The organism is Methanoculleus sp., from assembly GCF_030019085.1.
In the GTDB taxonomy this organism is placed as follows: domain Archaea; phylum Halobacteriota; class Methanomicrobia; order Methanomicrobiales; family Methanoculleaceae; genus Methanoculleus.
Map to the genome: position 1 here is coordinate 13,669 of NZ_JASEFJ010000014.1, position 25,356 is coordinate 39,024.

25 protein-coding genes are annotated in these 25,356 nt (G+C 58.6%); 6 read left to right on the forward strand and 19 right to left on the reverse strand.

Annotation, left to right across the window (positions count from 1 at the left end):
- Positions 1-9: 9 nt before the first annotated feature.
- Entirely contained in the window at positions 10-3,240 is a 3,231-nt protein-coding gene (locus QMC91_RS06975) for a methyl-accepting chemotaxis protein (RefSeq protein WP_300237116.1), read from the reverse strand.
- A 20-nt stretch (positions 3,241-3,260) separates the two neighbouring features.
- Positions 3,261-4,118: an AAA family ATPase gene (locus QMC91_RS06980; protein ID WP_300237118.1), complete on the reverse strand. Its 858-nt coding sequence runs from the start codon at positions 4,116-4,118 to the stop codon at positions 3,261-3,263.
- A gap of 489 nt (positions 4,119-4,607) precedes the next feature.
- Here QMC91_RS06980 and QMC91_RS06985 point away from each other — a divergent pair, with 489 nt between their 5' ends.
- Positions 4,608-5,021 carry a hypothetical protein gene (locus QMC91_RS06985; protein WP_300237120.1) on the forward strand — a complete coding sequence of 138 codons (414 nt, stop codon included), beginning with the start codon at positions 4,608-4,610 and terminating at the stop codon, positions 5,019-5,021.
- Positions 5,018-6,673, forward strand: a complete 1,656-nt coding sequence (gene ade, locus QMC91_RS06990) for an adenine deaminase (RefSeq protein ID WP_300237183.1) — start codon at positions 5,018-5,020, stop codon at positions 6,671-6,673. The genes QMC91_RS06985 and ade overlap by 4 nt, the downstream gene beginning before the upstream one ends.
- 493 nt (positions 6,674-7,166) lie before the next feature.
- Here the strand turns inward: ade and QMC91_RS06995 are convergent, their stop codons facing one another.
- Together QMC91_RS06995 and QMC91_RS07000 are read right to left on the reverse strand one after the other, a co-directional pair.
- Positions 7,167-7,916 (reverse strand): heparan-alpha-glucosaminide N-acetyltransferase, encoded by a 750-nt coding sequence (locus QMC91_RS06995; RefSeq protein WP_300237122.1) that lies wholly within the window; start codon positions 7,914-7,916, stop codon positions 7,167-7,169.
- A 10-nt stretch (positions 7,917-7,926) separates the two neighbouring features.
- A complete protein-coding gene (locus tag QMC91_RS07000) occupies positions 7,927-8,085 on the reverse strand; it encodes a hypothetical protein (RefSeq protein WP_300237124.1) in 159 nt (52 codons plus the stop codon).
- Between the two features lie 124 nt (positions 8,086-8,209).
- On the opposite strand from QMC91_RS07000, the gene QMC91_RS07005 reads away from it, so the two are divergent.
- Complete coding sequence (locus tag QMC91_RS07005; RefSeq protein WP_300237125.1) at positions 8,210-9,067, forward strand: methanogenesis marker 8 protein; 858 nt, start codon at positions 8,210-8,212, stop codon at positions 9,065-9,067.
- Between the two features lie 6 nt (positions 9,068-9,073).
- Here QMC91_RS07005 and QMC91_RS07010 read toward each other — a convergent pair whose 3' ends face one another.
- Genes QMC91_RS07010 through QMC91_RS07020 form a run of 3 tightly spaced genes read right to left on the reverse strand, consistent with a single transcriptional unit; the run spans position 9,074 to position 11,270 of the window.
- Positions 9,074-9,772, reverse strand: a complete 699-nt coding sequence (locus tag QMC91_RS07010; protein WP_300237127.1) for an HAD-IA family hydrolase — start codon at positions 9,770-9,772, stop codon at positions 9,074-9,076.
- On the reverse strand, positions 9,736-10,743 hold the full coding sequence (locus tag QMC91_RS07015; RefSeq protein WP_300237129.1) for a hypothetical protein: 1,008 nt from the start codon (positions 10,741-10,743) through the stop codon (positions 9,736-9,738). Before QMC91_RS07015 ends, QMC91_RS07010 begins: the two co-directional genes overlap by 37 nt.
- The gene (locus tag QMC91_RS07020; RefSeq protein WP_300237131.1) at positions 10,740-11,270 is read right to left on the reverse strand and encodes a hypothetical protein; all 531 of its coding nucleotides are present in this window, start codon (positions 11,268-11,270) and stop codon (positions 10,740-10,742) included. Before QMC91_RS07020 ends, QMC91_RS07015 begins: the two co-directional genes overlap by 4 nt.
- 324 nt (positions 11,271-11,594) lie before the next feature.
- On the opposite strand from QMC91_RS07020, the gene QMC91_RS07025 reads away from it, so the two are divergent.
- Both QMC91_RS07025 and QMC91_RS07030 read left to right on the forward strand, forming a co-directional pair.
- On the forward strand, positions 11,595-12,221 hold the full coding sequence (locus QMC91_RS07025) for a superoxide dismutase (RefSeq protein ID WP_300237133.1): 627 nt from the start codon (positions 11,595-11,597) through the stop codon (positions 12,219-12,221).
- Between the two features lie 114 nt (positions 12,222-12,335).
- Entirely contained in the window at positions 12,336-12,839 is a 504-nt protein-coding gene (locus QMC91_RS07030) for a regulator of amino acid metabolism, contains ACT domain protein (protein ID WP_300237135.1), read from the forward strand.
- On the opposite strand, the gene QMC91_RS07035 is transcribed toward QMC91_RS07030, so the two are convergent.
- The 5 genes from QMC91_RS07035 to QMC91_RS07055 form a co-directional block, all read right to left on the reverse strand.
- Complete coding sequence (locus QMC91_RS07035; protein WP_300237137.1) at positions 12,832-13,317, reverse strand: HDIG domain-containing metalloprotein; 486 nt, start codon at positions 13,315-13,317, stop codon at positions 12,832-12,834. The genes QMC91_RS07030 and QMC91_RS07035 overlap by 8 nt on opposite strands.
- Complete coding sequence (locus QMC91_RS07040) at positions 13,310-13,831, reverse strand: transcription factor (RefSeq protein ID WP_300237139.1); 522 nt, start codon at positions 13,829-13,831, stop codon at positions 13,310-13,312. The genes QMC91_RS07035 and QMC91_RS07040 overlap by 8 nt, the downstream gene beginning before the upstream one ends.
- An 85-nt stretch (positions 13,832-13,916) precedes the next feature.
- The gene (locus QMC91_RS07045; RefSeq protein WP_300237141.1) at positions 13,917-14,999 is read right to left on the reverse strand and encodes an ATP-grasp domain-containing protein; all 1,083 of its coding nucleotides are present in this window, start codon (positions 14,997-14,999) and stop codon (positions 13,917-13,919) included.
- A complete protein-coding gene (locus QMC91_RS07050) occupies positions 14,996-15,520 on the reverse strand; it encodes a tRNA (cytidine(56)-2'-O)-methyltransferase (protein WP_300237143.1) in 525 nt (174 codons plus the stop codon). Before QMC91_RS07050 ends, QMC91_RS07045 begins: the two co-directional genes overlap by 4 nt.
- Before the next feature lie 5 nt (positions 15,521-15,525).
- Positions 15,526-15,801, reverse strand: a complete 276-nt coding sequence (locus tag QMC91_RS07055; RefSeq protein ID WP_300237144.1) for a MarR family transcriptional regulator — start codon at positions 15,799-15,801, stop codon at positions 15,526-15,528.
- A 74-nt stretch (positions 15,802-15,875) separates the two neighbouring features.
- Here QMC91_RS07055 and QMC91_RS07060 point away from each other — a divergent pair, with 74 nt between their 5' ends.
- On the forward strand, positions 15,876-16,268 hold the full coding sequence (locus QMC91_RS07060; protein WP_300237146.1) for a hypothetical protein: 393 nt from the start codon (positions 15,876-15,878) through the stop codon (positions 16,266-16,268).
- Positions 16,269-16,280: 12 nt separating this feature from the next.
- Here QMC91_RS07060 and QMC91_RS07065 read toward each other — a convergent pair whose 3' ends face one another.
- The 7 genes from QMC91_RS07065 to alaS form a co-directional block, all read right to left on the reverse strand.
- Positions 16,281-16,997, reverse strand: coding sequence for a UPF0280 family protein (locus tag QMC91_RS07065; RefSeq protein ID WP_366944386.1), 717 nt, complete (start codon positions 16,995-16,997; stop codon positions 16,281-16,283).
- Positions 16,994-17,392: a 4Fe-4S binding protein gene (locus QMC91_RS07070; protein WP_300237150.1), complete on the reverse strand. Its 399-nt coding sequence runs from the start codon at positions 17,390-17,392 to the stop codon at positions 16,994-16,996. Before QMC91_RS07070 ends, QMC91_RS07065 begins: the two co-directional genes overlap by 4 nt.
- The gene (locus QMC91_RS07075; RefSeq protein WP_300237152.1) at positions 17,389-18,897 is read right to left on the reverse strand and encodes a homocysteine biosynthesis protein; all 1,509 of its coding nucleotides are present in this window, start codon (positions 18,895-18,897) and stop codon (positions 17,389-17,391) included. Before QMC91_RS07075 ends, QMC91_RS07070 begins: the two co-directional genes overlap by 4 nt.
- A gap of 403 nt (positions 18,898-19,300) precedes the next feature.
- Positions 19,301-20,569: a PEGA domain-containing protein gene (locus tag QMC91_RS07080; RefSeq protein ID WP_300237154.1), complete on the reverse strand. Its 1,269-nt coding sequence runs from the start codon at positions 20,567-20,569 to the stop codon at positions 19,301-19,303.
- 648 nt (positions 20,570-21,217) lie between these two features.
- On the reverse strand, positions 21,218-21,817 hold the full coding sequence (locus tag QMC91_RS07085; RefSeq protein WP_300237156.1) for a DUF2179 domain-containing protein: 600 nt from the start codon (positions 21,815-21,817) through the stop codon (positions 21,218-21,220).
- 137 nt (positions 21,818-21,954) lie between these two features.
- Positions 21,955-22,602 carry a helix-turn-helix domain-containing protein gene (locus tag QMC91_RS07090; protein ID WP_300237158.1) on the reverse strand — a complete coding sequence of 216 codons (648 nt, stop codon included), beginning with the start codon at positions 22,600-22,602 and terminating at the stop codon, positions 21,955-21,957.
- Positions 22,592-25,339, reverse strand: coding sequence for an alanine--tRNA ligase (gene alaS, locus QMC91_RS07095; protein ID WP_300237160.1), 2,748 nt, complete (start codon positions 25,337-25,339; stop codon positions 22,592-22,594). Before alaS ends, QMC91_RS07090 begins: the two co-directional genes overlap by 11 nt.
- Positions 25,340-25,356 lie beyond the last annotated feature (17 nt).

Below are 25,356 nucleotides of genomic sequence, written 5' to 3' on the forward strand. Positions count from 1 at the left end.
ATCTCCCCCTCAGTTTAACTTGAACTGCATCATCGCCTTTCTGAGCTGCTCGGCCATGCTTGCCAGTTCGTGGGAGGCGCTCCCAACCTCCTCGGTGGAGGCGCTGACCTCTTCAGCGAGAGCTGCCATATCCTCGGTGCGGTCCAGACTCTCTTTGGTCATGTGAGTGAACTCATCCATCTTCTGCATGACACTGTTTGTGGATGTGGCCTGGTCCTCGGTGGCCTTGGTGATCTCGCTGATGCCATGAGCGACGACCTCCACGCTGTCGACGATCCGGTTCAGGCTCGCGATAACCTTGTTGACGCTCTCGATGCCTGCCTGGATCTCCTGGTGGGACGCCTGCATCGACCCGGTAGTCCTCTCGGTGCTCGCCTGGATCGTTCGGATCAGGTCCTCGATATCCTGACTGGCCCGCTTTGATTCGCCTGCAAGGTTCCTGATCTCCCCGGCAACCACGGCAAAACCGCGGCCATGCTCTCCCGCACGGGCAGCCTCGATTGCGGCGTTCAGTGCCAGCAGGTTGGTCTGGTTGGCGATGTCAGCGATCAACTTGACGATGTTGTTGATCTCGCGCATCTGACTGTTGAGGGTGTTGATCTCATCGACAGTCTGTTTGGAGATCCCTTCGACCAGTTCCATCTTCTTTGCCGCAACGTCACCGAGAGAGGCGGCCTCGTTTCCTTCTCTGGCAGATTTTGTGGCCTGTTCCATGACAGTCTGCGATGTGCTTGCAATCTCCTCGATGGAGGCTGAGAGGTCGTTTATATCTTTCCCGATCTCTTCGATCTTCTCGAGCTGACGGCGTGCGTCCTCAGACGACTGCTGTGTTGAGACAGCGACCTGCTCTGTGGCACGGATGATCTCATCGGTACTCTTGCTGACCTCTTTAGTCGTCATATCCACCTGCTCAACCGCCTTTGCCACGTCGGCAAGGACCGCCCGGATGGCTGTCAGGGAGGTGTTGTAATCCTTCTTGACACGATGGAGCGGATCGTCGCTCTCCGCCTCCACAAACGTCGTCAGGTCACCCTTTGACATGGCGGAAAGGGCGTTTCCGAGGGCTTCGGCACTTGCGGCAAGCCGCTCGCTCTCCTTCTTCGCCCTCTCCATCAGTTCTTTGATCTGCTCCTCCCTCTGCCGCTGCTCGGTGACGTTGTTGTAAACTGTAAGAACCGAGTCCAGGTTACCTGCACGGTCAAAAAGGGGGATGTTGTAGCGGTCAAAGATGTATACACCAGCAGGGAACTCTACCACAGCCTCACCGTGACCTGCCTGCCGGGTCCGTATGGTGTCAAGAAGCCCCTGGCCTGACTGGGAACGGTACTTGATTATCTCGTTCACGCGGTGATTTACCACCTGGTCTTCTGTGTAGCCCGAGAGTTTCAGGAACGCCTTGTTTGCCATCCGGAGGGTCGTATCCGGGTTCCAGAGGAGGAGGGGGATCGGGTTTTCCTGAATTATCGCTTCGGTCTGTTTCTGCAGTTCCTTGACCCTCTCCATCTCTTCCTGCTGCTTTGTCCAGTCGTTCCAGACGTAGAAGGCAACATCGATCTCCCCCTTCTCGTCCAGGATGGGGATGGCGTTCAGGGTGAGATACTTACGGACACCGTCAGGCCACTTGACCATGACATCGGTTCTTGAGAGTTTCTTCGTCTCGTAGCAGGCGTAGAAGTGGTCGCCGTCAAGGATGGTGATGTCGTAGTCGTAGAGTTTCTTAGCAAGCGTCTCCTCGCGCGTACCACGCCACATCTTCACATAAGCATCGTTGATATCGATACGGCTCTTGTCCGGGGCCAGGATCGCGATGGCAAGCGGGTTGTGCTTGATCATCGTATCAACGCGGCGTTCAGTCTTTCTGACCTCCTCCTCCTTCTCCTTGAGTTCAGTCCAGTCGTTCCAGACGTAGAAGGCAACATCGATCTCGCCCTTCTCGTCCAGGATGGGGATGGCGTTCAGGGTGAGATACTTACGGACGCCGTCAGGCCACTTGACCATCACATCGGTTCTTGAGAGTTTCTTCGTCTCGTAGCAGGCGTAGAAGTGGTCGCCGTCAAGGATGGTGATGTCGTAGTCGTAGAGTTTCTTAGCAAGCGTCTCCTCGCGCGTACCACGCCACATCTTCACATAAGCATCGTTGATATCGATACGGCTCTTGTCCGGGGCCAGGATCGCGATGGCAAGCGGGTTGTGCTTGATCATCGTATCAACGCGGCGCTGCACCCGCCGCACTTCTTCCTCTTTCTTGCGCTCCTCAGTGACGTCGTTGTAGACGATCAGGACCCGATTCAGTTCGTTCTTCTCGTCAAATAGCGGGATCCCGTACTGCTCCAGGGTATAGATGCCGCTGGGGAACTCGACCGTCACTTCACCATAGACCTGCCCTTTCCCGGTGAGAACTTTCTTGATCCCCTCTCCCGTCTGCTTCAGGACCCTGAAGTCCCGCAGGCTCATGGTGGTGATACGCGATTTATCAATCCCGGTCAGTTTCAGGTATGCCTCATTGGCGATCTGGATCTTCATCGCGGTATCGACGACCAGGATTGGCATCGGGTTCTGCTGGATGATCGTATCGGACTGCCGCTGCAACTCCGCAATGTCTGCAATCTGGGATTTGATCTCCTCCTCCCACTCGCGCTGCCGGGTGACGTCGTTATAGACTATAAGGATGCTCTCGACCGCGCCCGCATTGTCAAGCAGGGGTATACCGTACTGTTCAAGAATACGGGTGCCTGAAGGCAGTTCGACGACGACCTCAGCCTGTACGCGTTTCTTCTCCTGGAGCACCTGTCTGAGCCCGGAGCCCTTCTGCGACTTTATCTTGAAGTCCCGGAGGCTCCGGCCGAGCACCTGCTCCATAGAGATCCCGCTCATCTCGGCGTAGGCGGCGTTTGCCATCTTTATCCTGAACTGCGGGTCGACGACCAGCATGGGCATCGGGTTCTCCTGGATGATCGCATCAGAACCCCTGAGGAGCATATTTGCCTCATCCAGCCGTTTCTTGAGACGCTGCTTCTCCTCCCGCTTCTTCTCGATCAGCGCATTGATCGAGGCGGCCAGCGGCCTGTATGTCTCAGGAATAGCGGTGGTGTCGATATGCGCCGCGTCATCACCGGCAAGCACCGCTCCAATTGCAGCCTCTATTGACGGTGGGACGGCCACCGCCACCTGTTCCTGTCCTGTCATACCCGGCACAACCGGTCCGGTGAATAGTGCTTTTCTTCCAGGTTTCTCGATCATCGATCACACATCCTCAATCTTCATCTATCTTTAAGGCTCTCCAGCGCAGTTGCCACTGCCCGGTAATCTCTGCCAGGTTTGCTCTCAGGTGCATAGTGAGAGATCGGTAGTCCCTTCTGCTGCGCCTCATATATTAGAGGCGAATAATGGACTACAAACACCTGCCTGAACTTCTTTCTCACCTCAGACTCGAACGCCTCAAGCCGCTCCTTCTCTCTCTCCTCCTCAGCAAAGGATGCAGGCGAAAAGATACGCTTCAGGAAGAGCGCAAACCCGCCGCCGGAGTCATCAGATCCTTTCCAGCGCGTCAGGATGGCAAAATCTGCGTTGACATCCTCGCCGATCATCTCCCGGATGTCGCTAAAGATCGTCGATAGCGCTTCCATGCCGTTCAGAGCAAAGGTGCCGGCATCGAGGGTGACGACGGTATGGTCCGCTGCGACAAGACCGTTGATGACAAACTGACCCATGCTCGGCGGTGTGTCGATCAGGATGAAGTCGTAGGTGCCCCGTACCGGGGTGAGCACCTCCCTGAGTATCTCCGCCCGGTCATCTATGCCGTAGAGATAGGGCTCAACTCCCACCAGGTCAAGGGTAGCGGGGGCGAGATAAATCCCCGATGCTGTGGGAAGGATGATATCACCGATCCCCACATCGGGAAAACCCTCAAAGATGCTCATAAAGACGTCATACATGCTCTGCTCGAGGCTTGCGGGTTCGACGCCAAGCCCGCTGGTAGCGTTGGCCTGCGGGTCACAGTCCACCACCAGAACACGTTTCCCATCCTTCTGGAGGTAACCTGCAACATTGAGGCAGGAGGTAGTCTTTCCTGTACCACCCTTATGGTGGGCGAACGCTATAACCGTAATGTCCAGCACCCCTCATTACCTCTTTTGGAACCTGTGATATTAAATCTATTTTTTATAGTATCACAACCATTCCAATACCGGGGCCTTTTTTGAGATATTGTTTCTTATATCGGAGAGATACTGAAATTTTTTTTCCACACGCCCCACCCGGAGCGGGGGAAACTATCTCCATAACATCCCGGAAAAACGAGGAGATGTAAGAGCGCCAGGATCTAAAGAAGAGAAGGTGCCCGGCCTATCATGAAGTGAAAGGGGTTTTTGCATGCTTCAGAAACCAGGTCGCTCACTTCTGCTATACCATACCGGGCCGTAGCCATCCTTTCGAGGAAGCGGACGTCAGGCGATAACCTCCTGGTTTAACTTGCGGGGTGGAAGGGTGCGGAGTGGGAGGTTCCCCGTCGAGAGGCGCGGGGTAGTTCACCACCCACCTCGATCTTCGCTGTTTTTCACAATATTTTTCACAATATTTTTATAACAAAAGCCAGAATTGTGAATAAAATGGATGAGAGTGGATCTGGTGAACCGGGAGGTGGTCGGTTCTCAGGGCATATGTCAGGCAGATATACAGGTCTTCTGATACTGGTGACCCTTGTGGTCCTCGCCACATCGGCAGGCTGCCTTACCACCGCAATAGGGGAGGTGACCTACGACGGCGAGGCCCTGCAGATTGCTGTGGAGAACACCGGTGATCCAGTCGAGAACGCCGTGCTCCAGGTGAAGATCATGGAGGTAGACCACTTTGAGCAGAAAGAGGTCTTCTCCGAAGCGCGGTATATCGATCTCGATACCGGGGAGAATAACTACTCGACCGAGGTAGACCTCCAGCCCGGCAGATACAGGGCCTTTCTGATCATATTCATCGGTAATGAGCGGAGCGCGTCTGTCATCCGCGACCTGGAGGTAACCGTCTGACCCTTCCGGGACTGGCAGCGGCGCGTGGACTCGAGCCTGCGGATGCCGTCTTTACCGGTGCCGAGGTCTTCAACCCCTTCTCCTCCACATTTGAGTGTGCAGACTTTGCGGTGAAAGACGGCTACATCATCGGTCTCGGGGACTATGAGGGGAAGAAAGAGCACGACCTCTCCGGCACCTATGTGGTGCCCGGGCTGATCGACGCCCACGTCCACATAGAGAGTTCGCTCCTTGCACCGGCGGAGTATGCGCGGGTTGTCCTTACACACGGCACAACGACGGTGATCGCCGATCCCCACGAGATAGCAAACGTCTGCGGGGTGGCGGGTATCGAGTACATGCTTGCCGGTGGGGCCCGAACACCGCTCGACATCCTGATCATGCTCCCCTCCTGCGTCCCGGCAACACCCCACGATATGGGCGGTGCCAGGCTTACAGCCGCCGACCTTGCCCGGTTCCGGGGGCGGGAGAGGGTCATAGGGCTTGCCGAGGTTATGAACGTCCCCGGCGTCCTGACCGGGGATGAAGATCTCCGGGCAAAGATGGATCTCTTTGAGGTTATCGACGGCCACGCGCCGTCCCTCTCCGGGAAGGACCTGAACGCCTACATCCATGCCGGCGTCCAGAGTGACCACGAGTCAACGACGCTTTCTGAGGCCCTTGAAAAACTCCTCCGGGGGATGTATGTCATGATCAGGGAGGGCTCGACAGAGCAGAACCTCCGCGACCTCCTGCCGCTCGTTAACAGGTGCACAGCGCCGCGGTGCTGTTTTGCAACCGATGATCGGCATGCCGGGACGCTTGTCCGGGATGGACATATAGACGACTGTATCAGAAAAGCAACCACTTACGGTCTCGAGGTCGAATTGGCGCTCCGGATGGCGACCCTCTCCGCCGCTGAACGGTTCAGGCTCCATGACCGGGGCGCCATTGCACCAGGTAGGCTCGGTGACTTCTGCGTCATTGACGACCCCGACCGCTTCTGCGTCTTACGGACGTTCAAGCGCGGTGTTGAGGTGATCGACCGGGGTTATCGACCGCCAGAGGTTCCAGTGGCTCCAATGCACGCCCGCGTTCCGGTGCAAGATGAGATCCGGATAACCGGGGCGGGGGAGGCGCGTGTGATCGGGGTCGTGCCCGGGCATATCACAACACGCGACCTCCGCTGTCCGGTCGATGCCGCCGCGATCCCGGATACCGGGCGCGATATCCTGAAGGCGGTCGTCACCGACCGTTACCGCGGGCGCGGGTCTGGTGTGGGACTTGTCCATGGCCTCGGGTTACAGGAGGGAGCGATCGCCGGGTCGGTCTCCCACGACTCCCACAACATCGTCGCCGTCGGCGTCGATGACAGAGATATCATCCGTGCCATCGCCGAAGTGGTCAGGCTCGGCGGGGGGCTTGTGGCTGTCTCCGGAAACGAGGTGACAACGCTACCCCTGGAGTGTGCCGGACTGATGTCCGCCCGCCCCTACGATGAGGTTCTCCGGCGGTTGGCGGCAGTCGAGGCGCATGCGGGAGAACTTGGCGCGATCGAGAACCCTTTCATGTATCTATCGTTCCTGGCACTGACCGTCATCCCCGAACTCCGGGTCACGGAGCGGGGGGTCTTTGATGTCGGGGCGTTTTCGGACGTGCCGCTCTTCTGTTGAATGAGATCAGCCCGGATAGGCCTGCCTGAGGGAGGCACAGCGTTTCCCGCTCCCAGGGGACGGGGTTTTCAGGGATGGAGGGAGGCGCTGAAAGAGTTGAAAGGCCTGGGTGGTCGACGCTATGAGAAAACCAGTAACCCGGAACCATGCCCGGACAGGGCAGGTGAAAATTCCTTCCCCACCCCTGTTCTGCGATTCTCCATAGATAAGGTGTCAGGATCCCATCTCACCGGGTTATCCTGCTCCCTACCTGGCACGGTCTTCCAGGTTTATTGCCGCAGACTGCCCGCCCCTCAAAAGAGGCGGGATCAGGCGCGGGTGGTCAAAGATACGAGAGACGCCATCCTCGAGACGCCTGAAAACAGGCGGAACTTCCCTTTTCTGCGGATCTCCCTCATTATGGTGCAGCGGAGGAGGAGAGTCTCCCGGGTTCTCTGCGAAAAACTACCCGTCCCTCCCCCCATCGCATCATGCGTCCTCCACGTCCCCTCCCTCACCCGAAGAACTCCACCGCCCCCGGTGCGAGAACCGCGATCAGAACCAGGATCAGGGGCTGGTGGAGGAAGTAAATGAGGAGCGAGTGCCGACCCAGGAACTCGAACGGTCGTGATACCGCCGGCCCCGGGTCGTTGACCCGAAACCCGCGCCTCCCATCCGTGTAGAATGTATGCCCGCAGGCCATCCCGGCAAGGACGATACCGAACCATGGAAACAGCGGGACGTAGTCCAGACTCGCAAAGGATGCCGGATGGATGCCGAGCCAGAGGAGAGGCCAGGGGCCGTTGACGAGAGTTACGGCGTAACCTGCGATGAAACATGCCACACTCGCAACGACGAGTCTCCTTGCGTCCATCCGGACAAAGAGAGGTGCAAGCAGGATCGAGACCCCTATGAAGTGAAGGATCCCAAAGACGATGCAGACCGAGGGCAGGAGCAGCCAGGTTACACCGGTTATTACCAGACCGCAACCGAAGATGAGCAGACCGCGCCGGATGTATTTAAGCGCGAGATCACGCCCGGCGAGATGCCGCCTGGCGCGGGCATAACTGATCGTAAAGGAGAGACCTACCAGGAAGATGAAAGTCGATGCGGTCAGACGGGCGAGCAGCCAGAGAAACCCCCCGGAGACCTCAAGCGGCAGAACGCCGAAGAAGTTGAGGTCGAAGGCCGAATGGAAGATGATCATCGTCACCACGGCAACACCTCGAGCTAGATCGATCTCCCAGTAGCGCGTCCCGGGCATGGCGTCCCCCTCAGAAGGATCTCCGCCGGACGGGCGCACCGCAATCAGGACAGGTCGTCATCGCGGTTATCTCGCGAAACACCTCTTCTGTCGGCTCGTTGTAGATCCGGGAGAAGCCGCACTGCCGACTGCACTCTATCACGATGAACTGGCTACAGATCCTGCCCACGTCCAATCACCACCCCTGCCGCTGACGTAGCATGAGTTACCTCCATCAAGATGGTGGGGTCACCCGATAAGTAGTTTGACCCCCCGTAGCGCACCATTATTCTCTCCCCGACCCAGATCTCCGTATGAGCAAGCACGACGAACATATCATAGAAGCCATCGGAAGATGCCAGGTTGTGATCCGGAACGGCCAGGTCGTCGAGGTCGGAAGACCCGTCATCCATGACTGCCCTCTGGCGCGGCGGTTTGCCTGCCCTGTCGAGGATATGACACCGGAGGCGATAAAACGCAACATCGAAGCGCGGATCAGAACATTTGGCATGTGTACCCCCGAACGGCAGGTTCTCGCCGGGCCGGACTTTGTCATCTTCGGAGCCTCGGAACTCCTCAGCAGCGCCGTGCGCAGGGGAGACCTGGACGCCGCAGTGATAGTCTCTGACGGGGCAGGGACGATCGTTGCGACGAACCCGGCCCTCATCCAGGGGATCGGCGGCCGGATGTCCGGACTCGTGAAGACATCCCCGATCCCTGAAGTGATCGCGCGGATACAGGAGAACGGAGGGGTGGTCCTGGACACGGCGACCGCCACGATAGACCAGGCCGCCGGTGTCGCGCTGGCAAGAGACCTCGGCCACCGCCGGGTCGCAGTGACCACCGCCGATGCCACAGAGGCGGCGACCATCCGGGAAGGGTTTCCGGAGGCTTTTATAGTAGCCGTCCACACCACCGGGATATCACGAGAGGACGCAGTCGCGCTGGCCGGGGCCGCCGACCTGATCACCGCCTGCGCATCGCGGCATATACGTGATGTGGCTGCAAAGAAGGCGCTCCTCCAGGCAGGCACATCCATCCCGGTATTTGCGATGACACCGGCGGGAAAGAGGATCATCCTCGGGAAGGTGGCTGAGACCGACCAGCAGATCCTGGTGCAGGGGGCGCGCCTCCCGGTGGATGGGGCACAGTCGCCCACCCCGCTCTACTGAGGGGGTCTACCCTTTCCCGGGTATGCTGAGGAATCTTCTGAGTTGTGCAAACTCCGAGAGTATTATATCCGCCCCGACATCCGCCACGCGGCTCTCTCGCCAGTCACCGTAAGCGGCAAACGCGGTCACCATCCCCAGTCGCCGTCCGGGCGCGATGTCGCGTACGGCGCTGTCGCCAACCATCATCGCCCCTCTCGGCGCCACACCAAGTCGGCGGAGGGCGTAGATGAGAGAGTCAGGTTCGGGTTTCCGTCTGCCGGAGAGATCCGGTGTCACGATCGTCTCGAAGTAATCTATTAGCCCGGTCTTCTCAAGCCGTCGCCGTGCCTGGAAAGACTCCGCATCGGTCACAACAGCAAGCCCAATCCCGCCGTCCCGCAGGCTCTGGAGCGTCTCCTCGACGCCCGGGTATGCCTCGACCAGATCGAGTTTGACGTCCTCGTAGATGCGGCAGCAGACCTCGAACGCCTCCCCATCGTAGATCCCGAGATCGTGGAGGTAATCACTTATGTTCTCATGGTCCTCAAACCCGTGAACCCCCCTAAGGAACTGCGAAAAGAGGGTCTCGGGGTCGCCTTCCCCCAGGTAGTCGATCACAGAGCGGCACGCCTCACGCTTTGCTCGAACAAGGTCAAAGAGGGTGTTGTCCATGTCGCAGAGGACAGCCTCTACCGCGTAATGCCGAGTTCTGCAAGTCTCCTGCATATATCAAGTTCCCGCCTGCATGCATGGTATACCTCATCGTCCCGGAACCTGATCTTCAGTTCGTCGATATCGTTACCCTTTCCGCCATACTCACCGAAGATTGTGAACCCGTTGCAGTCTACAAACCCGAAGACGGCAGCGATGTTGAAGAGCAGTCGCCGGAACGCCGGTGCCGTGCAGGTTGTTGCCTCAAGTCTGTATGGGCGGTCAAAGTAGAAATATTCAAGCCCCTCTGTCATGCAGAGGTCGACCATGTAGATGTCGGCGGTCAGGAGAACCGGAAGAGCGTAGCGTTCCTCCTCGAACTTCCGGAGCGCCCGGACGATGTTACGGTCGTTCTCCTCTGCAAGGTGAGTGTGCGGCCCCGACGCCGGGATCTCCGTTGCCCGGTCGCGGACGGAGCGATACTCTTTCAGCGCCAGATAGGCCGCTTTCCGGGAGCGTTTCATCCGTTTGTTCTCAAGTTCTGCGAGATGGTTCCGCCACTCCGGCGCCAGTGCTATCATCTCCTCGATCATCTCTGACCGGTACTTCCGGTTGACGGCATATGAGATCTCGTCGCGGACTGTCTCAACGATCAGGTATGAGGCAGGGTCGATCCCGGGGTTGTTCGATGCAAACCCGTGGTAGAAGAGGTTTGTATCCAGGCCGAAATAGACAGCTTTTTTGAGGCTCCTGTAGGATACAAGCATAGCATCGAAGGCGGCCTGGTTGGTGTAGCGGGCGATGCCGGCTGCAAACACGCACTCCTGAAGGTCGGCATAAGATGGAAGTTCGGCTGCAATCGGTTCATATGCAGCAAGCCAGTCGCGGAAAGTCTCGCGCGTCGCAGGCACCTGAAGCGAAAACCCGGTTCCTTCCGGGCGCGCAACCAGGATCTCCCCCTCGTAGAGCGGGTATGAGAGATGAACCTCGTCGATAAAGTTGATGAGAACCTGGAGTTCGTCCTCCCTTATTATGAGGTCGTTCATGCTGAAATCGCCCCTGCGTCCTCGACGAGGTCGTGGATCCTCTGAACCTGATGCGGGATCATCATGTAGGGCTTTGCGATATCATCGGTGGTCTTCATGGCCAGGTAGTAGATGTGCCGGATATCAACCCCCTCAACAGAGAGCGCGACGAGTGCCCCGGCGACCGTGACCTTCCTGCCGGAGGTTATGTCGATCGCGGCGTCATACCCCTGCTCTATGAAGTCGACTGCGAGAGAGCGGATCGTCTGCCCCGACCGGACGAAATCTGCTTCAGGCAGGATCTCCACCCGGACGGCCGGAGAGAAACCATACCCCTCCGAGACTATACCGACCGCTACCGCCGCGATGGACGCCGCCTCTGCATACGGCTCTTCGGTGACGATAACGACCTGTTCAGGACGCAGGCCTCTCTCCCGCACCACAGCGTGATACGCGTTTACAAGCGCCCATGTCGAGCGTCCGAGAAGCGTTATATAGGCATCGCCGGCGGCGGGTCTCCCGGGGAGGTTCACTGTCTCAAGACTCAACCCCGCTGCTATATAGGCTTTGTCGGAACTGGCCTGATGACGATATCCAGTATAAGAGGCGATGCGTGATGATGACACCCCCAGAACTACGGACTCACCCTGGTAGAGCTATGCGGAGATGTTTGGACACTCAATCCAATCCACACCACCTCCTATCCGAAGAGACGCCATCCGGGGCTCCCGCCAAATTCACGAGATTACCTCCAGTTTAAGTCAGCGCTATGTGCCCGGGCCGGATCATCCAAGTGGGAGGGTAAACAGCGCCGGGCAGCGAGAGCACCGACACCATAAAATAGATCGCCTCCCATCTAACGATCGATAACCATGGCTGTAGAGATGATGACAACCCAACGGAAATACGAACTTCCGCCGCTGCCCTATGCGGCAGACGCACTCGAGCCACAAATATCAAAAGAGCAGATCAGCATCCACCACGACAAACACCACCAGGGCTACGTGACGGGGGCGAACGCCAACCTTGAGAGACTTGAGAAGGCGAGGCAGGAAGGCGCCGAACTCGACATGAAAGCGCTGCTGAAGGAACTCTCGTTCAACATCGGCGGTCATGTCCTGCACACCCTCTTCTGGCCCACGATGGCGCCGGCCGGGAGGGGAGGTGGCGGGACACCCGGCGGCGCCCTTGCCGACCTTATAGAGAGAGAATGGGGTTCCTTCAACCGGTTCAAGGCCGAGTTTACAAAAGCGGCCGCAAGCGTCGAGGGGTCGGGCTGGGCTGCCCTCGCCTGCTGCCCCATAACCGATCGGCCCATCATAATGCAGATCGAGAAACACAACACCAACGTCTACCCCTCGTTCAGGATCCTGATGGTGCTCGATGTCTGGGAACACGCCTACTATCTCGACTACCAGAACAACCGGGGACAGTTCATCGATGCGTTCTGGAACGTTGTGAACTGGGATACGGTAGACAAAAGGCTGGAAAATATCTGAAAAACCCTCTTTTTCCCCGGCAACCTGCATAGACCGCTCCCGAACGGATATGTACCATAACGCACCATGATCGTCATCGGTGCATATATATGCAGCCGGTTACAAGATCATCCCATGTGGGCTGACATCTCACAGGAGTTTGCCGACTCGCCGTCACAGAGCAGGGTGGTTCGTTTCCTGATTGAGAACGGGTTTGGCATAAACGAAGAAGGCCGCATCGTCTGCAATGGCATCGAGATCCCGGCCACACACATAGGGAGGGCTATAGAGACCGACCGCAGGGTTGTCGACGCCACCGCCCGCCGCATCCTTGAGAAACCAGAACTGCGGGAGATCTTTACACGTATGCGGGCCGTGCCCGACCTCTCCGGGGTTGCCGAGGGGCTCGGCCTCTCTGTCATCACGCTCTATCCAAAAGACGCACACCAGAAAGGGATCGTCGGCGCAGCGGTCGGCGTCCTGGTCGATCATGACCTGCCTATCCGGCAGATCTATGTCACCGACCCCTACCTCACAGAAGAGCCAAGACTCGTTATGATCGTGGATGAACCCCGGATCCCGGCATCAGTCTACGAACGCCTGCGTGCGCTCCCGCAGGTGAAAAAACTGGTTATCTGAAGAGTTCCACCTCAAGTCCAAGCCTGTATATTCGCCGTCTCTGCCCCACCGGAAGGTCGATCGCGTGCAACAACCGCTCATCGAGCGTTATAACACGGGTTCCCTTCACCAGGTTGTCCGCGTGGGCAACGATCTTCTCCTCCGCCGTCCGGGGAATGCAATCGCGAGGAAGAAGATTCAACAACGAACATTCGTCGGCCGTCAGCCCGGCACCGATATGCCGCTCGACGATAGCGACGACCGCCTCATCCAGGCCAAAAGACCGGCAGATCTCGGCACCCACTTCGGCATGGTGGATATCGTGCGTCACCCCGCGGCCGATATCATGAAGGAGAGCACCGGCCTCGACCAGGTCACGGTCTATCAGGGGATCGGATGCGTAGGTGAGCGCAAGGTCGCGCACCGCCCGACAGTGCGCGATGACTCCGGGAGAAGATCCCGCCTGCCGGAGGAGGGCGATACAGTCCTCTTCACGCACTCCCGAGGCTCTCCCTGATCTTCTCGACCCTCTTTCTGAGGGCGGCTACAAGAAGTTCGTTGTCGAAGTGTTCAAGCGTGGCGTCACAGTTCGGGCATGTAAAACTCCAGTCTGCCGCGTCTGCAAAGGTGTAGATGACGCTGCAGTCCCTGCACATGTAAAAGTCGTTCGTCTCCTCATAGGCGAGTCGGGCGCCAAGTTTCTCGACCGCATCACGGAGATCTTCCTCGATCACGTCATAAATGCGGTCCAGTCGGAGATGCCAGAGATAGGTGAGCCAGCCGGTCTCGACGTTCTTCAGCCGCCGATACTCGGCAAGACGTTTCTCGTAGAGAGTGTAGAGGGTGTGGCGGACGGTGTTGAGGTTGATCCCGGTGATCTCTGCAAGTTCCTCATCACTGTGTTCCTCATCCCCTGGAAACCTCCTGAGAACCTCGATTCCATCATCTCCGATCATACGCCGTAGGTAAGCGTTGATCGCCGGATCATCCAGCAGTTCGGCTACAGACACCATACTCAAAATCTCTCCCGGTTTAACCGTAAGTATGTGTACACAAAAGTCTTGATACCCTGCATAGTCTCTCCTCCATACCTTAACACTATCCCTTTTGCTCCCCCAGCCGTCTCCTGACGAGCGCGAGTGTCCTATCAAGGTCGACATACGCCTCATCCTCCGATCTACCGCGGCCGTAGACGCTCAGTAATGCCTGACCCTCCTCGAACTCGGCTCCCGGCCAGGGGATGTCAGCGATGCGGGGTGCAAGGTCAGAGAGATCGGCATCAAGCCGCATATCTCGTTTTGCAAAAAGGATCTGCCTGACCGCAACCTGCCGTGCAGGAGGCCGCATTGCCGCTATAACCCCACAGCAGGCGTTCATGTGCATCTCAAAGACGCTCTCTCCTATCGCCATCTCAACGGTATCCAGGGTTGCCTGGAACCGGGGATTGATCTCGATCGCCCACGGCCTCTCGCCTGCCACAAAATCGATCCCGACCGAACCGACAGAACCGCTTGCAGCGGCAATCTTCTCCGCCACAGCGATCATCTCCCCCGCAAGAGGGTGGAAAAACGGGGTGAGCGAGCCTGCAAACCCGTGAGCACTCTCTCCCTCACCCCGCAGGATCTGGCGGTTGACTGCGATGGCCCGCGCACGCCGGCCGTCCGTGATGCAGGAGACGCTTGAGGGGAGACCGTCAACGAGCGTCTGGACGACGTAGGGGACGTCTGGCCAGGCCTCCTCCCAGCGGTGGAGTTCCTCCTCTGTCCTCACAACCGCGTTCCTCCAGCCCCCTGCTCCACGACGCGGCTTGACCATCGCCGGGAACCGCCCATCGGCAAGCGGCGGGACCGGAACGTCCAGCCCCTCAAAGAATCGCTGGATCTCAAGTTTGTCCAGCAGTCGCTCCACCTTTGCGGGAGGGGTTCCGTAGAGGGGGATCGTCGTCCCCACGGTCTCGGCACCCGAGGTGACAACCAGCGCGTCAACCGGGTGTCGGGATGCAAGTTCAACGATCCTGTCAGGGAGGTCGGCGAGTTCATTGAAAGCCAGTGAATCTCTCGTGTACCAGGAGAGGTCCTGATCACAGTAATGATCTACGGCGTAGACGGTATACCCCGCCCGGTATGCCGACTGCGCCACATGCCGCGTCGCAAACCCCGCAACAAGCACCCGCGGCTTCACCGTTCCACCGTCTTCTTACCCGCTTTTGCCGGTTCAATCCGGATCTGCGCGTCCGGGTATTCCCGGTTGAGTTCCTTACCCTCAAAGAGGTGGTCAAGGAATAGAGCAAGACTCGAGATCTCCGAGTGAGGCTGTGTGGTCACCGATACGTTGTAGTCAGCAAGCCCGTAGATCTCGCCCGGGACCTTCTCCGCCCCAACCACGACAAGCACACGGTCAAGGACGCGGATCTCTTCAACAAGATCGGTCATCGGAAGGCCGTACATCGTCAGGTGGACAACACTGCCGCCAGAGGCCTTCCAGTCCCGGATACACTGCCTCCACTTCACACCATCCTCAACGAAGAAGTCACCTCCCCAGCGGGATACCACGTCCAGGATGCTCGTAACCACCCCCCGGTCTTCCGCCGCGAGATACATGCCACGGGCTCCAAGCGCACGCGCTGTAAGCCCGACATGGGTCGTCACCCGCTGGTCGCGTTCCGGGCGGTGACCTATCCGGAGGACTGCTACCTCGGGCATCCCGCTCACTCCTTCTTAGCCCGGATTACACCGTTCTCTATGACGAACGGGAGGTCAACCCTGCTGTGGCGGGACCGACACGCGATCAGCGATTCCTGGATGGAGAGAAGACGTATCCTCCCACCCGACCGCTGTATCAGGAGATAGTGCTCAAGACGTTCGAGCGATGCCATGACCGCATCGGGTTCAAAACCGGTGACAGATATCAGATCTTCGACCGTTATGGTGCCGGTTTGTGGAATCCCGTGATATACGGCCCAATCCAGATCCTCCTCACGCACACCTACTCTTTTTTCCGGCGAGACCGATATAGTTATTCATACACCCGCCGGTCGTATGCAGGGAGGAGTGAGGTATGGTCGATTACATAGAACTTGCAGAACTTGCCGATACCCTGTTTGAGGCAAGCGATGATGACGACGAACTCCTGGCGGAGATGCTGGAGACTCTTGATGAAGAGACGCTTAAAGCGCTCATCTCTTCAGATCTCCTGAACGCCTATCAGGTCTTCTACTACTTCTTCCGGGAGACCCCGGAAGACCTGGCGAGAGAGAGACTCCAGCTCCATGCCGCCTCAGACCTTGCCCGCGGAATCGTCATCGAAGAGGTTGACATCTACGAGGTGGTCTTCCTGGTGGAGAACGGGGAACCGGTGATCCTCATGACCGACGGAGAGACCACACTTGCACGGTTCACCGGCCCGGAGGCCTACGAGAGGATCGGCGTCTACATCGATGAGTCTCTATGAACTTCGTGGACATCAGAACGGCTGCCTGCCAGCGGTGATCAGCCGTTCGTCCACCCTCGCCCGCACGACCGGCGGGAGGTCGCCCCAGCGGATCACCGTATCCCCGATTATGACAAGAACCGCGGTAACACCGGATCCGTCCAGTCTGTCCAGGACAGATGTATCTTCCGCCGTGATCTGGTTGCAGATCGCCGTTGCCCATGCGTCTGCGACGGCGACGTCAGGGGAAAAAACAGTCACAGCATCGGCGATACCGAAACTGAGGGACGGCCCCACCGTCGCCGATGAGGTGCAGACCCCCAGGATCTCGTCCTGCGGCGGGACGCGGAACGCGATCCGCCCGCTCAAAGGCGATCCACCCGCGTAGATCCCGATCGTGACCGGGCGGTCGCTCACCAGGGCGATATCCCCGCCGTTATCGATGAGACCAAACGACGCCCCCACACCGATCATCGCCCCCACACCGGCCATGGCTATGGCGCCCGCCACCGCAGCCATCGGCCCGACACCCGCCTCTGCGGCAGCACTGACCATGCTCGCCGGGGTCTTTGCGGCGCCCTGGGGGGAATACGGTTCGAGCGTCGCCGCAAAAAAGGGGTCGCGGGCGATCTGATCCTCGACCTCCCGGCGGGCGGCCAGCATCCCGGACTTCGCAGCATCGATATGCCCCGGTTCGTCGGCGAGGATCGTCGCGATCGTCTGGCGGAACTCGAAATGCTCCCGGATCATTCCTGCTGTGAGAGAGCGCCGTGCGGGCATGCCGGGACGCATCTGCCGCAGAGGACGCATCGTTCAGCGTTCACGCATAGCCGCCACTCGGGATCGAAGGAAAAAACCTCTTGCGGGCAGACGCTCATGCACGCCCCGCAGTCGACGCACTCCTCCTCGTCCCGGACGATGGCATCAACCACCACCCGGACGGACACACCCATCTCCTCAAAACGCCGCCGGATCAGGTCAGCATCGCCGTCAGGGACGTCCACCAGCACCTCGCCGGCCATCGAGTCAATGTTAGCCTTCTCGACGTTGATGAGGACGCCGGTCTCTTTTACCACACGGGCGATTACCGGTTCCCTGCCGGGGTCGTGCTGACCCTTCCGGGAGAACGACAGCAGGAGTTTCATCTCCACCGCCTCCCCGAGAGCAGTTTACCGAGATCGATAGCAGAGAGGATGCCAACGACCCTGTTTGAGGCATCAACCACTGGCAGCGCGCTGATGTTGTTCTGCTCAAGTTTCTGCGCGGCTATGTCCACAGGTTCGTCGGGCATCGTCCTGATCACGTTCCGCGTCATGATATCCTTCACCTGCCGGAACCGGCCGTCACTAACCACAGCCTTCGAGACGTCGTATGTGGTGACTATCCCGACCAGCAGACCACTGGCGTCCACGACAGGGAGGTGGTTTGTCTCGCCTTTCAGGAGTTTTTTTGCTGCAACCCGGATATCCTCGTCCTCCGTGATGCTGATCACCCGCCGGTCCATGATCTCGCGGACACGGGGGGTCACGGCCGTCTGGCGCATGGGTTTTGACCGCTTTTTCGGGTCGATCCTGCGGGTGGGGAGCGCAAGTTCCATCTTCCCGGTCTCGATCCAGGTCTTGAGTTCACGCGCTACCGCCCGCGCACGCCGGTAACTGGATAGAGGTGAGGTTCTGACGGTCTCACCGCCGATCTCGACCGATCCGCTCTTCAGGTCTGCATAACTAACCCTTGCAAGCGACGGCCGGTCACGCCGGGGTGTGCCGTAATCGATGATATCTGTCAGGATATCCTCATCACGGACGGCGGTGCTCCGGACAACCTCCGTATCGAGAACCGGTATGGGCACGCCGACACCGATATAAAGCGTCACCCCGTAGCCGCTCATGACCGCGGCACGCAGGAACTCCTGACGCATCTCTTTTAAGTCCCCGGTAACCATCAGGGTTCCAAACCCGGTGCCCGCTGAGTGCTGGGTGCCCTCCCCGATGATCATCCCCCTGGCACCGCCGAGGAAGATCGGAACGCCGCTCCCGATGACCCTGAAACCCGGGTCGTTGACGAGGGGCGAGAGGGTTCCTGCACCGGAGTAGGAGACGTTACCACAGTGGGGAAGGAGGGTGCCCATGTAGGTGTGGAGCGTCCTGTCCGTTGCGTTCGTCGCCGCGTTGTAGCGCTGGTAGGCGTTTCGCGGGTTCACCATGATCGCCTGGTTCATGTCCTCAAGCAGAAGCTCCGTGGTTATGCTCCTGCGAGGGTAACAGTCGGTACCGTGTGAGGTTGCCCGAAGTTCTACGGTGCTGCCGGAGACAAACTCCTCCAGAACATGCGCACCGCCGTAGGGGCGGTCATGGGTCTCGGACTGCTGGGTTGCACCAAGGTAGGCGTCGACCGCCGCTATTCCGGCGTATGCCTCCACGTCGTTTAGCCAGACGCGCTCCATCCTGATGGGGGGGTCGGCGTGCCCGAAGTTGAAGAAAGCACCGGAAGAGCACATCGCTCCGAACGTCCCGGTCGTTACGACATCGACCTCCTCCAGTGCCCCTTCCTCTCCCAGTTCGTCGACTATTGCCGGCATCTCTTCGGCGGTGACAACACGTGCACTGCCTTCGCGTATCCGGGCATTGATGAGATCCAGGGACTTTTCCATGAACGTATATTCATTCTGGAATATTTATAGGTGTTGATTATTACTTGTGGTAATCAGAAGGGTATCAAACCGGCACCTTCGAGCCGTGACCCGGTTTTACGACCTATCGCGGGACGGACCCCGGAGGATCTTCATCGCCGCAGACCGACCTTTCATCTGTATCTTGTTGTGACCGGGTTTTTGAGAGGAAACTATGCCGGAGAGAGGAGAGTGCACTTCGCCGGTTCCTGGTTAGACCCAAAGAGAGATCTGATCTTGCGTCCCGGTCACGGTTTCCCCTGCCAATCACCACCCACTGCCCACCCCCTGCGAGGGGGTGTTTTCCGTAAAAGGCGTTCACCGCGGGCTATTTTGATCGTTGCGCGAATATCAACGTGAAAAATTGAGTGTTTTGTGAGGAGGTTCAGTCACGCCGGCGCAGGGCGACCAGGAACACGATGAGGGCGAGCGCGCCTATCGCAGCAAACGGCGCTGTCCCGGTACCTGGCGTCTGGATGGGCGAGAGCGAGGCCGATACTGAAGAGGTACTCCCGCCACCTAACTCCACCGTTGTCGAGTAGTCGTTGTAACCTGCGAGTGCCAGTCTGACCTGATGGGTTCCGGTTGGAATGCCGTCGAGGGTCAGGGGGGTGACGCCCCGGTAGACGTTATCGATGTAGACCTGGGCACCGCCGGGCGAGGAGGTGACCGAGATCGAGCCCGTTGTGGTCGATTGACCGGGCTGGAGCGTCGCGGTGACGTGACTTGTGGTTGCAGCACTGACCACGACCGACGTGGTGTAGTCCTGGTATCCGGAGAGGGACGCCCTCAGGGTATGGGTGCCAGGATGGACGTTTGATATCGTGTAGACCCCGGCCGAAGGTGTTCTGCCCTGGTATTTCTCGTCCAGGAAGATATCAGCCCCTGGCGGGTAGGAAACCACGTCAATTGCCCCGGGGGTCTCGGAGGGGATCGGCGAGAGGCGGGCGTTGATGGAACTGGTCACGCCCGGACTCACGCTCAGGCTCGACGTCCAGTCATAGTAGCCGGCCAGATCGAGTTCGATCGTGTGTTTCCCGGCAGAGACGGTCGTGAGGGTCAGGGGGGTGACGCCCCTGTAGTTCCCATCCATATAGACGTAGGCACCGGATGGGCTGGATGTGACCTTGATCGAGCCATACCGTTCAATCGGCGTCAGCGTGAACTGAATGCTCGATTGCTGCCCCGACCTGACCGTAACAGTGGAGGAATCGGACTGGTAACCCTGGTGCTCGGCCTCAAGGGAGTAGGTACCCGGGGATAGGTCAGGGATCGTAAGCGGGGTTACACCCTTATACTGCCCGTTTAAGTAGATCGCAGCGCTTGATGGGCTCGACGTGACGTAGATCGAACCGGCGGTCTCAACAGGTTGAAGTGTCACGTAGACGTCCGCAGTCTCCCCTGCCGCAGGACTCGTCGGGAGGCTGCCGGTGTAGGTATGGTAGCCACTCTTCTCGACCCGGATTGTGTTATATGGCGTTCCGGTTGCATAGACCGGGACATCAAGCGATCCCCCGTAGGTTGTGCCCTGGTAGCGGCCGTCAAAGTAGACGTCGGCACCGTCGATGTTGCAGTGGACGCGATACCATCCTTCATCCCCACCGATCTGAGCCGATACAGCAGGGACGGCGGCGCATATAACGAGTAGCGCCATTCCGATTATAAAAGATCTCATTACAAACCGTCTCCGATGGATGGTTAGCGGTTGTCGGCTTTTTTACGGATAACCCTTCCTATTTGATCCTTCCTCTCTTCCAGTGTTCATGATATACACCAGATATCCAATCAGATCGGACATAAGCCACAGGCCACCAGGGGTGGTCAGCGAATACTGTTCCCGGTAACACGTCAAGACAGGGGCAGGGGCGTTCCGCCCCTTCCCCGTCAACCCCTCCCAAAAGGGTGATTCTCCCTTCGATACAGTGTCCGGGAATGCATCCAGAGTATCACAGCGAGACTCTCCCCCTGGCACGGCCTTCCCTGGCAATCACCCCGTTCTGTGCCCTCACCCCCGAGGGGGTGGAGAAAGCGAACCTTCGCTTATGTGGAGTTACTGAACCATGGTGCTCCGGGAGCAGAATATCTGTCGCGATGCCCGGGCAGGTGAGGGTAGGGTCTCGCAAAGCAGATCTGAACGGCCTATTTACGAAAATTGTGCTGGTATCTCTGAATAATTGTAAAAATACCGCTGTTGTGAGTGTACTCCTGCCAGGGGTGACCATTACACCTGGCGTTAACCAGAAGACGAAGACTCAGAAGGTGGCTGAATGGTGAAATCTGGAGGAGGCTACCGATCCTGTGCTCACTTCCCTTTCCGGATGAACCTTCCGAGGCGGAACGGCGTTGGACCTGGCACAGAGGCCGGAAAAGTGCCTTCCGCCGCTCGCCGGACGTCCTCGATCGAGTAGAACGCCCTGGGGTTAAACTGATGGATAGCGTTCTCCACATCGCGAAGATTCTTCCTTCTGATCACAGAGAATATGACCTTGCTCGGGCCCAATTTTCCCTGGGCGTCTATAACAGTCACTCCGTATCCGGCAGCCCGGAGGTAGTCGATCAGGTTGGTAGCGTCCCTCTGGGTGATAATCCGGACGAGCGCAAGCCCCATCGCCAGTCGCTCTTCAATGATCATCCCGATGTAGTTTCCGGTAGCAAAACCCGCCGCGTATGCAAGATAGTTGATCGGATTTGTGAGATTCTGAAATATCTGGCCTATGGCGACGATCCAGATGAAGATCTCGATGAATCCGAGGAGGGGAGCGACCGTCTTCATCCCCCGTGAGACGAAGATGATCCGCATCGTCCCTATTGTGACGTCACAGATGCGCGCGAAGAATATGAAGATCGGGACTATGAAGAGGGAGAAGAACTCCGGGTCTATCCCGAGGGCGCTACCGATCATGGATCATGGTTTGATAATCTGGTGATATAGTCATACCCCCGTTGCAGCCAGTTCTGGCATAAAAATCCCCGGACCAACACATTCTGAAAAGATCCTCTGTAATATGCGCGAAAATACGTGGGGTTCGGTCCCGCCCATCACCGGGTTTCGTCTGACATATCCTGCTCCTTCTCCAGACGCTCACGGTAGCGCCGGGATGTTCGCCACCAGTAGAATACCTCGTATACCAGCAGCGCGAGCAGCACCACGCAGGCGCCGAAGAAGAATCCCATCACCAGGTCGTGAACCGGCGGTGCCACAGCAGCACCGGTTGCCGGGACATCGAACGTCGAGACCTTCTCACCCGTCTCGGTCGCAGCCCTCTGGAGGAGGGGTTCTGCATCGGGGGACGGCGGCAGGAGAGCAGGGAGGAGGACCCTGAGCCCGACTGTAGCAAGGACTATCAGCGCAAATAGCATCGTGTACTTCTTTAAGACCGACCGGAGATCGCTTACCGGCGGAGCGATGATGAGCACCTGTTCCGTGAGCCCATAGACCTTAACCTCGCGCCCCTTCTCGCTCCAGCGGGTATCGACGACCTCGAGAAGCCCGGCCTCGAGAAGGTTCTCGATGTGGTATGTGGCGGTGGTGATCGGGATCTTCATCTGCCTGGCAACCTCTGACGATGTCAGGGGCCCTGAACTGAACGCCTGTATTATCGCGTTTGCCGTCTGGCTTGCCATTGCCCGGGCGATCTTCTGCGCCCGTTCATCGCCCGGCTGAAGAACTACAACCTCATTCGCCATGTAACGCTTCTAAAATCATCTCGCGGCCGTGCCTGAGCGCTTCTTCAAGCCTTGAGGTGTCAGGACCCGCACCCTGTGCAAGGTTTGGTTTACCCCCACCTTTTCCGCCGAGTATACCGCATGCCTCCCGGACGAGATCGGCAGCATTCACCGCCTGGTTGCCGGAGGTCGCCACCACCCTCGCACCACCGTCGACCGACGCGATCAGCGCCACCCCCCCCTCATCGGCCACCGACGTGGCAAGCGCGACGAGTTCCTTTGGGGTTGCATCGATCCGCCGGACAACAACCCGGACGCCGTCCACGACCTCGCCCTCAAGGTTCTGCCTCTCGAGTTCAACCACCCTGTTGCGGAGGCGATCGATCTCCTTTCTCTGTTCCTTCCATTCCGAGAAGAATCGTGCCACCGTCACTGGCAGGTTCTCGGGCTGGACGCTCAGGACGTCAGCAGATGCCCGGAGAAGTTTTTCCATATTTTGCACGGCGCGCACTGCGGCTAGACCGGCCGAAAAGACCAGCCTCTCGACACCGTCCTGAATGTGCTCTACGCCAATGACCCGGATCAGCCCGATCTCACCGGTAGAGCGGACATGCGTCCCCGCACACGCCTGTACGTCGCTACCGACCCTGACTATCCTGATCTCCCGGCCCGGTGGGACGCCGCCCTGGTAGAGGTCGAAGCCGTACTTGCGCTCGGCCTTTGTCCTCTCCTCCACGCTGATAATGACCGGAAGATCGGCCATGACCATACGGTTCGCCTCGATCTCGATCTTCTGGAGTTCTTCAGGCGTGATATGCTTGTAGTGCTGGATATCCAGGCGCGAGACCTCGCTCCCTTTCTGAGCGCCGGCCTGGTGGACGTGTGCGCCGAGCACCTTCTTTGCGGCATACAGAAGGACGTGTGTCGCTGTGTGGTGGCGCATCAGCGAGAACCGGCGTTCCTCGTCCACCATGCCCTTCACCCGCTCTCCTCGCTTGAGGGTGCCACCTGTGACACGGTGGAGGATCACGTCGTCGAGTTTTCTCACCTCTTCCACCCGCACCACGTTATCGGGTGTTACCAGAGTCCCCGTATCGGATGGCTGGCCGCCACCCTCAGGGTAGAAGAGTGTCTGGTCGAGTACCACCATTCCATCGAAGTAGTCCAGCACCACCGCCTCGAACTCGACCTCGGTGGTGAGATCGTAGTAGAGTTTCTTGGTTGGGGGCAGACTCGCTGCCCGCTCGCGGTAGGGCGCCAGAGTGTCCTCCACTTTAGAATCTTTCTGAGATTCCAGGTGCTTCTGGGCGATCAGGGAGTAGAAGTTGTCCGGGATCTCGACCACTGCACCCTCGGCGGCAGCGACCTCTTTTACCATCTCAGGCGGAATCCCGTGCGAGTCATACAGCGTGATAACCTCCTGGAGAGGGACCCTCGAACTCTTTGCCCTGTAGTTCCTGGCGATCTTCTGGACGATCCGCGCCCCACGTTCGAGGGTGCTGGAGTAGCGCTCCACCTCGTTCTCCACGATCTCCATCACAACGTCCACGTCCTGCTCAAAGTTATCCTTCCCCACGATCTCCATCTGCGCCTCCACCAGGTCAGCGAGTTCCTCGTCCATTGAGAGGTCGTTCATCATCCGCAGCGTCCGCCGGAGCACCAGTCGCGCAAGGTAACCCTCACGAACGTTCGAGGGGACGATGCAGTCGCCAAGCATGTAGGCGAGACAGCGGGTGTGGTCGGCGATCGCGTAGACCTTCTCGATCGGAGTGACAATCCGCTCCAGGCGCTCCACCGGCACATTGATGGCCTCGGCAACCTTCCGTCGGAGTTTGTGGAGGTTCGTCCCTGAGATATCCATCACGCCGGCGAACCTGGCGCTGAGCCCCATTATCTTTGCGAACTCTGGGTTATCGAGGAGGTTCTCCAGGTGGGCCGACTGCATCAGTCGACTCACCATATCCGGAAATACAGCGTCGTAGATCGTCGGTGAACCCGTCGATGCCCAGACGAACCTCTCGAGCCCGTAACCGGTATCCACGATCCTGAGTCGGATGGGGTAGTAAAGTTCCCCACCCACCTCTACGGGAGGCTGATTGGTCTTCTGCCGTCCGAGGTTCATGAATACCAGCGTCGCGACCTCAAGCCCGCCGGTGAGCACCTCCACGGACGCACCGGCGTTTCCGCCGCCGTACCAGGGGTGCTCCTTGTAGGTGACGCGGGCAGGGTTGCCACCGATCGAGGCGATGAACTCGTCGCAGAGGGCGACGGTCTCATCTTTCCAGTAGATCTGTTTCTCGGGGGTGTTGAAGGCGTGGTGCGCCATCATCTCAAATAGCGTCAGATGACGACCTGACCTTCCGACAGAGTCAAGGTCGTTTAAACGGATGCAGGGCTGGGAGATGGTCAGCGGGTTTGCTGGGGGGGGAACGACCCCGCTTGTTACAAACGGCTGGAAATCTGCGATGGATGCAATGGTCAGGTAGATATCGTCCCTCCAGCGTGCGGCGACTGGATATCGTTCGAGGCGTGTGTGACCATGCCGCTCGAAGAACGAGAGGAATGCTTCCCGCATCTCATTAACTGTGTGGGGTTTAAAGACCGGGTTGCCGATGAAGTCGTATGTCACGCAGGGGGAGTCTCCACAGAATTCCTGCTCGGGGTCCCGTGTCCAGAAAGCTGATCCGCAGGCCTTGCAGACCTTCCGCACAAACCCCTGTGACCGGAAGTAATCGAGCGTATATTCATCCTCGAGCATTGAAAATCACGCAGCGT